Annotated in this window: 12 protein-coding genes; 6 read left to right on the forward strand and 6 right to left on the reverse strand. The window is 62.2% G+C overall.

The annotated features are described in order from the left end of the window. From VII69_06840 to VII69_06865, 6 genes are all read left to right on the forward strand, one after another. A partial coding sequence (locus VII69_06840; GenBank protein ID HEY5094811.1) for a sigma-70 family RNA polymerase sigma factor occupies positions 1-296 on the forward strand: 296 nt, incomplete at its 5' end. Continuing rightward, on the forward strand, positions 293-949 hold the full coding sequence (locus VII69_06845; protein ID HEY5094812.1) for a hypothetical protein: 657 nt from the start codon (positions 293-295) through the stop codon (positions 947-949). The genes VII69_06840 and VII69_06845, both read left to right, overlap by 4 nt. A gap of 54 nt (positions 950-1003) precedes the next feature. Beyond that, entirely contained in the window at positions 1004-4120 is a 3117-nt protein-coding gene (locus tag VII69_06850; GenBank protein HEY5094813.1) for a hypothetical protein, read from the forward strand. A 97-nt stretch (positions 4121-4217) separates the two neighbouring features. Further along, the gene (locus VII69_06855) at positions 4218-4604 is read left to right on the forward strand and encodes a BlaI/MecI/CopY family transcriptional regulator (GenBank protein ID HEY5094814.1); all 387 of its coding nucleotides are present in this window, start codon (positions 4218-4220) and stop codon (positions 4602-4604) included. Next, complete coding sequence (locus tag VII69_06860; protein HEY5094815.1) at positions 4601-6697, forward strand: M56 family metallopeptidase; 2097 nt, start codon at positions 4601-4603, stop codon at positions 6695-6697. The genes VII69_06855 and VII69_06860 overlap by 4 nt, the downstream gene beginning before the upstream one ends. 6 nt (positions 6698-6703) lie before the next feature. Beyond that, on the forward strand, positions 6704-7696 hold the full coding sequence (locus VII69_06865; GenBank protein ID HEY5094816.1) for a hypothetical protein: 993 nt from the start codon (positions 6704-6706) through the stop codon (positions 7694-7696). Between the two features lie 84 nt (positions 7697-7780). Here the strand turns inward: VII69_06865 and VII69_06870 are convergent, their stop codons facing one another. From VII69_06870 to VII69_06895, 6 genes are all read right to left on the reverse strand, one after another. Then, complete coding sequence (locus tag VII69_06870; GenBank protein ID HEY5094817.1) at positions 7781-8722, reverse strand: copper amine oxidase N-terminal domain-containing protein; 942 nt, start codon at positions 8720-8722, stop codon at positions 7781-7783. 259 nt (positions 8723-8981) lie between these two features. Continuing rightward, the gene (locus VII69_06875) at positions 8982-9551 is read right to left on the reverse strand and encodes a hypothetical protein (GenBank protein HEY5094818.1); all 570 of its coding nucleotides are present in this window, start codon (positions 9549-9551) and stop codon (positions 8982-8984) included. Next, positions 9523-10392: a 2-oxoacid:ferredoxin oxidoreductase subunit beta gene (locus VII69_06880; protein HEY5094819.1), complete on the reverse strand. Its 870-nt coding sequence runs from the start codon at positions 10390-10392 to the stop codon at positions 9523-9525. The genes VII69_06875 and VII69_06880 overlap by 29 nt, the downstream gene beginning before the upstream one ends. 6 nt (positions 10393-10398) lie before the next feature. Continuing rightward, positions 10399-12168 (reverse strand): 2-oxoacid:acceptor oxidoreductase subunit alpha, encoded by a 1770-nt coding sequence (locus tag VII69_06885; protein HEY5094820.1) that lies wholly within the window; start codon positions 12166-12168, stop codon positions 10399-10401. Positions 12169-12231: 63 nt separating this feature from the next. Beyond that, entirely contained in the window at positions 12232-13302 is a 1071-nt protein-coding gene (dinB, locus tag VII69_06890) for a DNA polymerase IV (GenBank protein HEY5094821.1), read from the reverse strand. A 73-nt stretch (positions 13303-13375) separates the two neighbouring features. Beyond that, complete coding sequence (locus VII69_06895) at positions 13376-14395, reverse strand: DUF2891 domain-containing protein (protein HEY5094822.1); 1020 nt, start codon at positions 14393-14395, stop codon at positions 13376-13378. Positions 14396-14435: the final 40 nt, after the last annotated feature.

Consider the following 14435-nt stretch of genomic DNA (forward strand, 5'->3'; position numbering starts at 1 on the left):
TGCGCGCCGACACCCGCCGCCGGCTCCGCGAAGAGCGCGATCTCGCGACGACGCCGGTCGAAACCGGGCTAGATCCATCGGACGTCGTCACTGCCGACGAGACAGCGGCATCGGTTCGCGCCGCGCTCGACGATTTGCCGCAAGAACAACGAGACGTCATCCGTCTCGCATACTTCGACCGGCTGACGCTGGCCCAAGTGGCCGAACGTACCGGCGCGCCGCTCGGCACGGTCAAACGGCGCTCGCAGATGGCGCTGCAACGTCTCGCACGACTCATGAATAACGGTGGAGCATGATGCAACATTCATTCGATGACATCCAAGAGTACGCTTTCGGCGAACTCGCGCCGGAGCGCGCGCAGGCGCTTCTCGATCACGCCGATCAGTGCCAGACCTGTGCGGTGCTCGTCGCCGAGGCCGTGCAAGGCGTCGCCGCGCTCGAATCCGACACGCCGGCGCGCGAAAGCGCAACGCCGCTGCGGACCGTCGCGGGGCCGGCGCCGATCGCAACCCTCAAGCCCGGCCGCGGCCGCGCTTGGCCCGCCCTCGCCGGTCTCGCCACCGCAGCCTGTCTCGGCTTGTTCGCCTGGAATATGCAACTTCGAACGGCCGTTTCGCCGCTCGCGCCAACGCCGGTGGAAGCCCTCGTGCATTCGCACTTCGTGCATCATCCGCTCACCGGCGCCGCCGGATCGGGAAATGCAAAGGCCATCTACGCCGCCGATGGATCGTGGGTCTTCATCGTCGCCGATCAGCTTGCGGCGGAGAATCAATTCGACGTCTGGGAAAAACGCGACGGTCACCAAGTCCGGCTCGGCACCTTCACGGCCGACTATTCCGGCGAAGGCACCGCGTACTTCAAAGTGCCGGCCGGAAAACCTGAAGGCTTTGATGTCGTCGCAGCAGGTCACGACCCGGCGGCCGATTTGTCGTCGCTGCACTGGCCCTAGGGGCAGGACGCGGACTCCGGACTAAGAAGGCACGCTGCACCGGAGGTACGCAAAATGCGCCCACACGCAGCAGTCGCGTCTATTCTTGTTTCCATCGCAATCATCGGCCTAGCCTCATCGGTCTCGGCAGCGGACGACGCGTCGCCCGCACCGTCCCCTTCACCCAGCAGCGGACCATTCGATCAACTCAAGTGGCGCTCGGTCGGACCAGCCGCGTCGGGCGGCCGCGTTTCGGCCGTCGTCGGGAGCGCGAACGATCCGTTCCTCTACTATCTAGGCGCTGCGGACGGCGGAGTTTGGAAGAGCTCGAACGGCGGCGCCACGTGGGCGCCGGTGTTCGACAAGGAAGGGATCGCCGCGATCGGAGCGATCGCCATCGCTCCATCGGACGACAAGACCGTGTGGGTGGGAACGGGTGAGACGAATCCGCGAAACGACGTCTCGTACGGGAATGGCGTCTACAAGTCGACCGACGCCGGCAAGACGTGGCAGCATCTCGGCCTCGACGCGACGCGTCAGATCTCGAGCATCGTGATCGATCCGGCAAATCCGGATCACGTCTTAGTGGGCGCACTCGGCGACCTATTCCGCGATACGCCGGATCGCGGAGTCTACGAAACCTCCGATGGCGGCAAGACATGGAAGCAGACGCTCAACGTCGGATTGCAAAGCGGCATATCGGACCTTGCCATGGATCCGAAGAATCCGGCGATCGTCTACGCCGGCGTCTGGCAATTCCGGCGCGTGCCGTGGACGTTTTCAAGCGGCGGCCCCGACGACGGCCTCTATAAGTCTGTCGACGGCGGCGCCACCTGGACCAAGCAGGCCGGCCACGGCCTTCCTTCCGGCGACACCGGCCGCATCGCGCTTGCGATCGCGCCGAGCAATCCCGCCCGCGTGTACGCGCTGATCCAGTCGACCGAAGGCTTCTTGTGGCGTTCGGACGATTCGGGCTCGACGTGGACCATGGTCAACGATAACACGCTGATCGATCAGCGCCCATTTTATTTCAGCCATATCGCCGTCGACCCGAGCAACGCCGATCGAGTCTATTCGGTGTCCGAAATGGCGGCGCAAAGCACGGACGCAGGCAAGACCTTTAAGACCATAGCCGACGACGTGCACGTGGATTATCATGCGATATGGATAGCGCCCAACAATCCGAAACGCATCATGCTCGGCGAAGATGGCGGCTTCGCGCTTTCGGTCGACGGTGGCGATTCATGGTCGTACTCGCGCAATCTCGCCATCGGTCAGATCTATCATGTCGGACTCGATAACGCCACGCCGTACAATATCTGCGCCGGATTCCAGGACAACAACGGCTGGTGTTGGCCGTCCAATAGCCTCGACCGCAGCGGCGTCACCAACGCATACGCCCAACCGGTCATCGGCGGTGACGGCGAATGGGCGGTGCCGGATCCGGCAAATCCAAATCTCGTCTGGGCCGATCTCGAAGACGGCGTCGTCCACGTCTTCAATCGCACCACGCGCGAGAGCTACGACGTCGAACCGGCTCCTGGGGCGTTTGGCACGTTCGATTACGGCAAAGCTCGCTATCGCTTCAATTGGGATTCGCCGATCGCGTTTGCGCCATGGGACCCGCACACCGTCTGGTACGGCGGCGACGTCGTCTTCCAATCGCACGACGAAGGCCGTCATTGGACGCCGATCAGTCCCGATCTCACGCTTAACGACAAGTCGCATCAAGTGATACCCGGCGGACCGATCTCAAAGGATGTATCCGGCGCCGAGTACTTCGACACGATTCTCGACATCGAGGGTTCTGCGGTCGCGCGCGGCGAGATATGGGTGGGCACCGATGACGGTCATATCCAGTTGACGCGCGACGGAGGCGCGCATTGGTCCAACGTCAGTCCCCGCAACGTCGGGGCACTCGGCCGGGTGGAGACGGTCGCTCCGTCTACATTCGCCGCCGGCACGGCTTTTGCGATCGTAGATCGGCACTTCTCAGGCGATACGGCTCCATACGCCTTCAGTACGACGGATTTCGGCAAATCATGGACGTCTATCGCGAGCGATCTGCCGCCGGATCAGTTCGCGCGCACCGTGCGTCAGGATCCCGTCGATCCGAACATCCTCTATGCCGGCACCGAGCTCGGTGTCTGGATCTCGTACAACGGCGGTAAGCATTGGCAATCGTTGCAATTGAATTTGCCGCCGGCTTCGGTGCAAGACATCCGCTTTCAGACGCGCGATGGCGCGATCGTCATCGGCACGCACGGCCGCTCGGCCTGGGTGCTCGACGATGCGCGGCCGCTGCAGCAATTCAACGCCGCCGTACAGGCAGGCGAGTATGTCTTCGCGCCTCGGCCCACGATCGCGTTTCAACGCGGTGGCTCGCTCGAGGGCCTCTACACCGAATACAGCGCCGCCAATCCGCCGGCTGGAGCGGTGATCTACTTCTATCAGGCAAAGCCGGCGAAAGCGTCGCCGGTCATCGACATACTCGACGCGCGCGGAAGGCTCATCCGCCACGTCGCGGGCACGCACCCCGTCGGCGATACGGACAAGACCGAACCCGACGTCACGAATTTCGCCGGCTACAATAGCTACGTCTGGAACCTGCAGCAAGATCCGCCGCCGGCGTGGACAACAGCGCCGTCCAAAGATGAGCGTCGCGAGACGACGGGCGTCTCCGTCGTACCGGGCGATTACACCGTACGAGTCCGCTTCGCGGACCGCACGATCTCGAAGGCGTTCGTGGTGAAGCCGGATGCACGCTTGTCATGGACGCAAGCCGACTACCAGAAGCGTCACGATTTCATCGAATCGGTCTACGCGATGTACGGCTCGGTCAACGTCGCGCTGGATCGTCTCGACGATACGGAGAAGCGGCTCGACGCGACGATAGCCTCGCAGACCAAGAGCGGCGCGCCGGCGGCGGACATCGCGAAAATTCAAGCTGTGGCGGATGCGGGCACGGCGCTCGAGAGCCGTCTCAGCGCGGGATTCAAAAACGATGAAGACTCCATCAACCGGCCGGGCGCCATGCGCGAGGATATCCAAGGCCTTTTGTTCGGTGTGTTCGGGTCGCAAGGACCGCCGATATCCACCCACTATGCGCTCGCTGCGGTCGTGCGCAAGCGATACGAGAAGCTGATGGATGAAGATCGCGTATGGACTGCGTCGGCCGCCGCCGTGCACTGAGGAGTTCGCAGAGTGTACCTAATAATTTAGTTGACACGAATGGCCGCTGAGTGATAAAGTACCCCTATCACCTAATTACTTAGGTATGGAGGCACGAGTGGCACGTCCCAAATCCGCCGTCCTGACTGAAGTTGAGCAGCAACTCATGGAAATCGTCTGGGCGAAACAGCAGGCAACGGTAGCAGATGTCGTCGAGGCGCTGCCGAAATCGCGCCCGCTCGCCTTCAATACAGTGCAAACCACTCTGCGAATCTTGGAAGACAAAGGCTACTTGAGCCACACCACTGCGGGTCGGGCGTTTGTCTATGCGGCGGCGGTCGCCCGCGAAGAGGCCTCGAGAACCGCGCTGCGACATCTTCTTGGCAGATTTTTCGATGACTCCGCGGAATTGCTCGCGCAAAGCCTGATCCAAAACGACAGCCTCTCAAAAGCCGAACTGCTGCGCATAGAAACCCTGGTCGCCGAAGCGAGGAAGAGAGCATGATCACTCAAGCCGTCGGTGCCCTTTTCAACGCCTGCTGGCAGGGTCTCGCGCTCGTCGCCGTCACATCGATGGCGCTCCGCTTCTTCCCCCGTTCAAGCGCCTCCACGAGATACGCGGTATGGTTCGCGGCGCTCATCGCGGTCGCCGCATTGCCGGCGATCGACTTCGGTCTTGCGCGTGCATCGGTGACACAGCCGATCGCGGTCCCATCGCCGGTTCATTTCAATGTCGTACAGACGGGAACCGTCACGTATCCGCGTGCGACCGAGCATGCCGCAGTCTCTCGCGCGTCCGCCGTCACGCTTCCGACGACCACGATCGGCTACGCCGTTGAAGCCGCACCCGACCGACTCGCACAAATACGCACGCTCGCCGCCGGAATCGCCGCTTCGATCGGCGCCGCGTTGAGCCGTGTTGCGGTGCCGCTTCTTCTGACCTGGATCGGCTTTACCGCGGTGATGCTTTACCGCCTTGTGATCGCATACGTGCGGCTGCGGCGCGTAAAGCGTGGGCTCGTGCCCATGGACGACGCAATGGTCGATCACCTCATCGCGAATTCGGCCAGGCCGGTCGTGGTCGGGATCGCCACCGACCTCACGATGCCGTGCGTGCTGGGTTTTGCAAGACCCGCCATCGCACTGCCGGCAACGCTGGCCGCCGAACTCACGACAGACGATCTCCAGCGCATCGTGCGCCACGAGCACGCGCATGTGCGCCGCTGGGACGACGTCGCCAACGCCATGCAGCTCGTCGTGCAAGCAATCATGTGCCTCAACCCGGCCGTGCATCTCATCGGCCGCAGCCTCAACGTCGAACGGGAGATCGCGTGCGACGATTTTGCGGTCGAGCCGCTCGCGGAGCGAGTCCAATACGCGAAATGCCTCACGCACATCGCGGTCAACGGCTTCGGCCGCGGGCGCGCACTGCCGGCGCCGGGCTTCTTCTTCAACAGAAAGCAACTGCTCGTGCGCGTCGAGCGCCTGCTCGAACACGGACACAACGGCTCCACGACCATCGGAACCACGGTGCGCTACGCACTTGTCGGTCTCGCGATCGTGGCCATCGCGGTGGCGCGCGTGCAATTGCCGGTCATCGCGGCTACGCCGCTCCCCGCGCACTCGGTGCCGGGTGTGGCTTCGCATGTGAGTCCGGTAAGCAACGCCAACGCCATCGACCATGTAGGGCCGACCCAGATCCATGTGGGACCGGACCAATCCCATGTGGGGCCGACCCTTGTGGGCGGCCAAGCCCGGCATGAACACCAGCTCGCCAGACTAGCACTTCCTGTTGCGCGCGCGCTCAAACCGGCTGCCGTAGACCTGCATGTCGGTGTGAAGGCCATGCTCGGCACACCCATTCAAAGCGTCGAACATTCCATGACGGAGCTTCATCTGAAGCTCAAACAGAAGACGTTCATGCATGCGTTCACAAATATGGTCGCTTCCGCTGCCGCGGGCGGATCGACGGCACCCGTCGCTCCGGCCGCTCCCGCCGCTCCCACGTCGAATGCGGTTCCGGCAATAGCGCCGGCCGCATTCAAGAGCCGCTCTGGATCATCCGGCGGCGACTTCCTCGACGCGCTCGCTTCGGCGGGATACAAGAATCTTTCGGTCGACGATCTCGTGCAACTCAAGAATGTCGGCGTCGACGGCGAACTGATCGACGCGGCTGTCCGCTACAGCGGCTCAAGGCCCAGCGTTGAATCCCTCGTACGAATGGCGTCGGTCGGCGTTGACGGAGATTTTCTCAATCGCCTGCAGTCGAGCGGCTACCCGCGCATCAGTCTCGAGGACGTGATCCGCATGCGCTCGATCGGCGTCGACCCGGAATACATCCGCGAAATGAATGCGGCGCTGCACTCGAAGTCTTCGATCGAACAACTCACCCAGATGCGGGCTCTCGGCGTGGATGCCGATTACGTCCGGTCGTTCGCAAAGCTTGGCTATGACAAACTCTCGCCGAACGACCTCGTGCGCCTGCGCGCGGTCGGCGTTGATGCGAGTTACGTGCGCATGCTGCGCAGCAAAGGAATCGGCGGGAGCGGTCTCTCGGTCGACGATCTCATCCGAATGAAATCCGTAGGAGTGGAGTAACCAAAAATGAACGATCTTCGTGTCCGCCGGCGACGGCGGCTGGTTCAGTGCGCGTTCGCGGCGGTCTTGTTGACAGCGCTCGCAGCCCCCGTTAACGCGTCGTCGGATGACGGACTCCCGAACAACGGTCAATGGTTGATCGACTCATCGCGCTCGAGCGCTTCCGTGGAGTTCACGTTGCGCGCCAGTTCTTCAAGCGCTTCGCATCACGATGACTACGAATCGTCGCAGCCGATGCGGCTCGACGCCCTCACCGGGCTTGCCGCCGCTCAACTCAATTCGGGCGGTTCGCACGTTTCGTTCCGGTTGATCCGCGACGCCGGCACGTTCACGTGCGACGGGTGGGTCGCACATCAAAAAGGCGGCGGTACGTTTGAGTTCGCAGCCAGCTCGTCATTCGCAGCCGGTCTCGCAAAACGCGGGATCGATGCGCCTTCGGGCGATCAGTCGTTGCGGCTGGCGCTCGGCGACATCGGCCTAGCCTATGTCGACGAGCTGAAAGCAGACGGCTACGCTCGTCCGAGCATCGACGATCTTGTGCGCATGGGCGAACACGGCGTCACGACTTCCTTCTTGAAAGACATGGCGGGTTTCGGCTATCGCTTGCAAAACGTCGGCGCTCTCGTGCGGCTTCGCGATCACGGAGTGGACGGCGATTACCTCCGCGCTCTCGCGGCGCTCGGCTACAAAAACATCTCTGCCGAAGACGCCATTCGCACTCGCGACCATGGCGTCGACGCAGGCTTCATCCGCGGAATGCAAAAAGACGGTTACGCGGGCCTTTCGATCGACGATCTCGTGCGGCTTCGCGATCACGGCGTCGACACCGATTTCGTGGACGAGATGCGCAGCGCAGGCTATTCAAATATCTCGGCCGACGATCTCGTCCGGTTGCGCGACCATGGCGTCGACGGGGCGTACGTGAAGAAGCTCGCCTCGCACGGTTACGCTCACCTGACGGTGGCCGATCTTATCCGCCTGCGCGACAGCGGCATCTAGCGCGCCGTCGTCAGCCGGCCCAATAACAGAGACCGCGGAGCACTGCTCCGCGGTCTCTGTTATTTGCGCGCCGGTCTTGGCGAGTTACTTCAGAAGCAGCGTGTCCAGCAACTGAAGCTGCACTGTCGATCCGGCCGCAACGTCGAGATTCTGCTTGCTATTCGAGGTCAGCAAGTAGCCGCCCGCTGCGCCGACGAGGCCGCCGACGCCTTTGCTCGTCCCGATCGCCTTGCCGATCCAATTGCCGATCAGCATGCCGCCAAGCGTGCCCGCAGCCTCGTTCGTGATGTTGTTTTTCTGGCTGACGTTGATCTTCACGATCTTGGCCGTGATCGGCTGTTGAAGTTGCGTGCCCGCGAGTTGAATGCTGGTGACCGTCAGTTCGATGCTCGCAGTTCGGCCTTGGCTCGCCGACTGCACCGCGAGGACGCTGCCGAACAATGTTGCGCCGGCCAATAAGGCGCCGTTGGTCGGGAATGGCCCCTTTACTGCCAACTTGATCGGTTGACCCGCATACGCCGACTTCGTGTTCGCGTCCGTCAGGAGCGTGGCGTTGATGCTCGATCCGTTCGGAATCGGCGGCTTCGCAGCGGCGATGTTGATCGCGCCGGTGTTCTGATTATAGTCGACCTCGGCGCCCAGCGCCTCGGAGACGAAGCGAAGCGGAACCATGGTCGTGGCGCCGACGATGTAGGGAGCGGCGTCGAGATAGGTGGCTTGGCCGTTGACGATTGCCTGATTCGACCCGATCTTCACCTGCACGGTCTTGTCGCCCGAGGTGGCATTGATAGTGCCGTTGTCGTACGCGACGCCGGCTCCCAAACTTTCGAAGATGTTGCGCAAGGGCACGAACACTCGTCCGCCTTTTTCGACGGCGGGCTGGGTGAGCGACACAGTTTGACCATTGACCAGCACGCTGAATCCGGCAGCGCTTGCCGGCTGTGCGCTGAGGATCAATCCGGTCAGCAAAGCTAGCGTGCCGCCGACGATGGGGAAGTTCGCGCGCGATGTGGTGTTCTGAAACATTGGTTCTCCTAGTATCGTTGGTGGTTGCCGCGGCGGCTCTGCGCCATAGTCGACGACAACACTAAAGTCAACGTCATCCGGCATGGCAAAGTTCCGCGTCCCGAAACACCGCGCGGAATCATGCCTCGCGCGGATCGGTCTACAGTGAGTTATCGGATGATGTACGACATTCCGGTGGCGTGAATCGAGTTACTGCGAACTAGCATCTGGGCGGAGCGCTCTTCAGTCGTCGACCAAGCCCTCGCCTGACGATTGTTTACTACGGTCCGATGCGACCGGCGGTCGAAGCGTCGCACGATTTGATCGCGACCGGCGATTCGACATCGCTTTGCGCGAGCCAGCAATCGCCAAGGATCGAACAATAGCAGACGTGTAGGCGCACGCGCTTTTGCAGCGCCGCTGCCTCTTGCGCGAACTGAAGCGAACGCACGCGTGCGATCCTAACGGATTCCGCCGCTCTCAACACGTCGCCCGGTCCCATCGAGCTCAAGGTGACGTTGTCGTTATGGCCGGCGCGGTATCCAAGCTCGCGCAATCCGGCCGCGAGCGACGGCTGCGGTTTTCCATCGATGAGGAGGATCGCACTGCGGATGAGCGCGGGGCCGGCGCCCACGTTTTGCACATCCAGCTCGAGCGTTGTGTTGCTCGACGTGGATTGGAACGAGATGTACGGCCAGACGGCGACGCTGAGTTGGCTCGAAAGGATTTTACCCTGATAGATCACTGCCGCTGCGGTCAGCGTGCTCACGAGCAGCGCGCACAGCGCGATGATCAGATCGGTGCGTAGTGCCGATTTCAGTCTAGCGATACGCTTCTTGTATCCCCGCAAAGCGTGCGTCGGGCGTTTCGATATCCAACCCGGCGATGGCCGGCGAATCCTTGATGGTGAGCGATTCGAGCGTCGGCCGTATCTCGGTGTAGATGATGCCGAGCGGGATCTTGCCCGGCTGCATGAGCACGTCGAACGCCTGCGCGCGGTTGTGCGGATCGTAGTCCGGAAGATCGCTGAGATGGTACACGTTTTCTTTGAACCACTTGTACGTGTTGATCTTGTTGAAGGTCACGCACGGCGACATCACTTCGACGATGGCAAAGCCCGGGTGGGCTATGGCGGCTTTCATCATCTCCGTCATGGCTTTGGGTTCGGAGGAAAAACCGCGGGCGATGAACGTTCCGCCGGCCGCTAACGCGACGGCCAATCCGTTGAGCGGTTCGTCGGGATTGCCGCCCGGCGACGTGCCGGTGACGTAGCCGAGCGAAGATGTGGGCGACGATTGGCCCTTGGTCAAGCCGTACGTCTGGTTGTCCATGACGATATAGGTCACGTCGGGATTGCGCCGGACTGCGTGCATGAAGTGGCCCGCACCGATGGCGTAGCCATCGCCGTCGCCGCCGGCCGCGATCACGGTCAGGTCTCTATTCGCCAATTTGACTGCGGTCGCCACCGGCAACGCGCGCCCGTGCACTCCGTGAAACGCATACGAGTGGAAGTAACCTGAGATCTTGCCGGAGCAGCCGATCCCTGAGATGAAGGCGGTGTCCTTGGGCTGCAGCCCCATATCCGCCGCAGCCTGCTTCAACGAGGCGATGACGCCGAAGTCGCCGCAGCCCGGGCACCACCACGACGGCGTGGTGGTGGCGAAATCTTTCGCGGTGAGTGTTGTCGCCATTTCGAATCAGACTCCCACGGGCCGGGGTGCGGCCGCGCCGGCCACGACGGACGTGATCGCATCCATGATCTCGATCGGCCGGAACGGCTTGCCGTTGTACTTCAGCACCGTGTGCATGTTCGGCAATGGCCCGACCACGTAACGGATCAGGCGGTCCAACTGCCCGGTGAAATTGTTCTCCACCACGAAGATGTGATACGCATCTTGGATGAAGTCGCGCACTTCATCTTCCGGGAACGGCCACAAGGTGCGCAACTGCATGAAACGCGTCGGTGTTCCGGCGGCGGCGAGCCGTTCTTGGGCTTCGGCTATCGGACCGCGATTCGATCCGTAGCCGATGATGGCGACGCGGGCCGATCGATCGCCGAGGATGTTCGCCTTCGGCAATTCCGGCCGCATCGATATGAGTTTTTGCATCCGCTTGTCCATCATCTTCGTGCGGTTGCCCGCATCTTCGGTGATGACGCCATGATCGTTGTGCTCGGAGCCGGCCGCTAGATACATGCCGCCCTCGGTCCCGGGCACCGCGCGCGGAGACACGCCGTCGTCGGTGAACGCAAACCGCCGGTACTCGCCGAACTTCAAGTTGCCGTTGCGCTCGAGCTTGCCCCGGTCCACGGTGACCGCCGTGACGTCCAGTGAGGGCAGGGTGGCCTTGCTCTGACACAGCGCCTGCTCGGAGAGAACGAACACCGGCAGTTGATACTTCTCCGCGATATTGAAGGCGATTGCGGTGAGATAGAACGATTCTTCGACCGTGCCCGGCGCGATGACGACGCGCGGGATCTCGCCATGACCCGAAAAAATGAGATGGTTGAGATTGCTCTGCTCGGTCTTGGTAGGCATGCCGGTGGAGGGCCCGGCACGCGCGCATTCGATCACCACGACCGGGATCTCCAGCACGCCCGCGAGACCGATGGCTTCCGTCATCAGCGCTTGGCCCGGCCCCGAAGTGGACGTCATGGCCCGCACGCCGGCGAAGCTCGCGCCGATGACCATGTTGATGGCTGAGAGTTCGTCCTCGGCCTGCACCACGACGCCGCCGTACTTTGGCGCGTACTTGGCCATCCATTCCAGCACGTCTGTCGCGGGGGTGATGGGATAGCCGGCCATGAACCGGCAGCCCGCCACGAGCGCGCCGTAGGCGATCGCGTCGTTGCCCATCATGATGAGCCGGTCCCCGTCAACGGCCTTGGTCAAACCGTATCCGCTAGGCCGATCGAAATGATCGTCGACATATTTTTCGCCGGCCTTTATCGCCCTGATGTTGAGATCGACGACCTTCTCACCTTTACGCTGGTAGACCGAGGTGACGTCACCGAGGACGGTCTCCGCATCCATGCCGATAAGCCGGCTCAGCACGCCAAGCGACACGGTGTTGCGGACCAGTTCAAGCCCGATCTCTTCCTTAGCGATCTTCGCCAGCGGCACTTCGTAGAAATGCACGTCGGGCCGCCGCACTGCGTCCGTCAACTTGTCATGGGTGTTGTCGAAGATGATAAATCCGCCGGGGCGAATCTCGTGTATGTGCTTTTCGATGGCCTCGAGATCGAACGCCACGAGGCCATCGACGAAATCGGCCATGCCGTAGTTTTGTTTCTCACCCGCTCGGATCACGTAGTTCGTGTGGCCGCCGCGGATGCGTGACGGGAAGTCCTTATATGTGTAGACTTCGAGGCCCATGTGTTTGAACACACCGGCGATCAGATCGCCTGTGGTGAGACTGCCGTCGCCGGCCTGTCCGCCGAACATCACTTCGACGTTGTTGAGGATCATCGTGACCCCTTTCGCTTAGGGTATGGGGTTAGAGGGTATCGCGATGCTGCCCTGCGGAAGCGGTCAGTCGCCGCTCCGGTCGAACAGGCTTATCTGTTTCGCACCCGCGGCGGCGAGCGCTGCGACTTTTGTCCCCACAAGTCGCACTCGCGCATTCTTAAGTCCCGCCCGCCGCACGCAAAACGCAGCGGCCGCCGCGATGATCCGCGCGTCGTCGGTCGGTTCCGACAGCGTTGTCTGGCGGCCGTGCGCCGTGAAGTTTGCCAATTTCACCTTGACACCCACGGTCAACGCGCGCAAACCGCGCCGGCGGAGACGTTCCGACAATTCAGCGGCCTGCGCGCGTACCGCTAGAACGAGAGCGCGGACGTCGGTCACATCGTGTTCGAACGTCTCTTCACTTGAGATCGAGTGCACGGAGTGTTCGTCGGACACGCGGCGTCTATCGATGCCGCGGGCGAGGTCGCGCATTTCGTGGCCGTAGCGTCCGAACAAGGCGAACGACCGCTCGTCATCGAGGACTGCGAGTTGGCCGATGCGTTCGATGCCGGCCGCGCGCAGTCGCGCTTCGGTCTTCGGACCGACCCCCCACAGACGCCCAACGGGTTTCTGCGCGAGATACTCCGCTTCGGTCCCGGGCACGACGCAGACGAGCCCATCGGGTTTGCCGTCGTCGCTGGCTATCTTCGCGACGATTTTGGCGGCCGCGATGCCGACCGAGATCGTCAACGCGGTCGCGGCTCGCACCGCCGCTTTGATTCGCACGGCCGTGTTCCGCGCCTCGTCGAGCTCCACCGGACCTAGATCGCAGAAAGCTTCGTCGAGCGAAAGACCCTCGACAACCGTGGCCTCGGCCCGCAACACGCCGAACATCGCGCGGCTCGCGTCGCGATATTTGGAAAAATCCGGCGGCACGACCACCAACTGCGGACATTTTTGCAGCGCCATGAAAAGCGGCATCGCGCTGCGCACGCCGAACGGACGCGCCTCGTACGATGCGGTCAACACGACAGCGCGCCGGCTGCGCCCGCTGACGACCAGTGGCTTGCCACGAAGCGCCGGATCGTCGCGTTGGGCGACGGCCGCGTAGAACGCATCGAGGTCTGCATGCAAGATCATGCAGTAGGAGGGCAAGCATCGCTTGCCCCATTTGATTTTTTGAGGAGGGCAACTGTACTAGGGCAAGCATCGCTTGCCCATCCCGTTCTCATTCTCGATCGATCCCGCGCGCCGTGTCCAGATACACAGCATACGCCCCAAGCCAATGGGTCGTCTCGTATCCATTCCATTCAAGCGAGTCTAGTCCGGCTCGACGGTGCTCAAGCGCCAGCTTTCGCAAGCTCTTTATGCGATCGTCGCCGTCCGGCAGACCCGCCGCTATCCCGTTGAGCATCCACGCGCGGCTCAAGTTCAAGCCGGCGTAATGCGCGAGCTGGCCATCGTGCGGATCGGTTACCGCGACCGGCCGCATCGTCAGCCGGCCTGGGAGAAAGCGCGTGAGCCACTTGGCAAAGCGTCGCGGCGCGAACACGCGTCGCATCAGGTCCGACTCTGCCAAACATGGCGAAAGAAAATCGTGCCCGGATGGTTCGTACGCGATGGGCCCATCTTGGTCGCGAGCATAAAATCGGCGCGCGCACTTCACGAGCAATCCGGTAAAATCTCGATCTCCCCCGCTGCGCGCGTAGTCTAGAGCAATGCCCATCGCGAACGCGGTTTGCGAATGCACGCCGGAGCGAATCGGATGGGACAACTTCGGAAGCCACGCGCATAGCGACGAAATCGCAGCTTTTTGGAGCGGACGCAGCGCACTATAAAGGCGCCGGCCCAACGGCGTGTCCCACGAGCGCAATTCCGCGCTGAGCTGGAGAACCCACGCCAGTCCGTACGGCCGCTCGAAACTGGCTCGCTCCGCAACTGAGAAGTATTCAGCTTCGCGTCGCATCCTTGCTGGCTGTATATGGATGGATAACACGCGTTCTATGCGTTTGACCAGCGGGATAAGTGGGTAGAGCCGGGCGATCCGCACGAGGACCCAGTGATTTTCCACCGCCGAGTGCCAGTCGAAGCAGCCGTAAAACGCCGGATGCAAGTCACGATGCGCATGTGCGTCACGTCGAGACTTCACAATGTGCGCGGAACCGACCGGATAGTCGCGCACAACGCAAGCGAGGGCTAGTCGTGCACTTCGTAATATCGTTGCGTCTTTCGTCGTTGCTACAGTCATCGTCCACGCTCAGCCCGGCAGGCAAACGAACCGATAGTAA

Source organism: Candidatus Eremiobacteraceae bacterium, from assembly GCA_036511855.1.
GTDB lineage: Bacteria > Vulcanimicrobiota > Vulcanimicrobiia > Eremiobacterales > Eremiobacteraceae > JABCYQ01.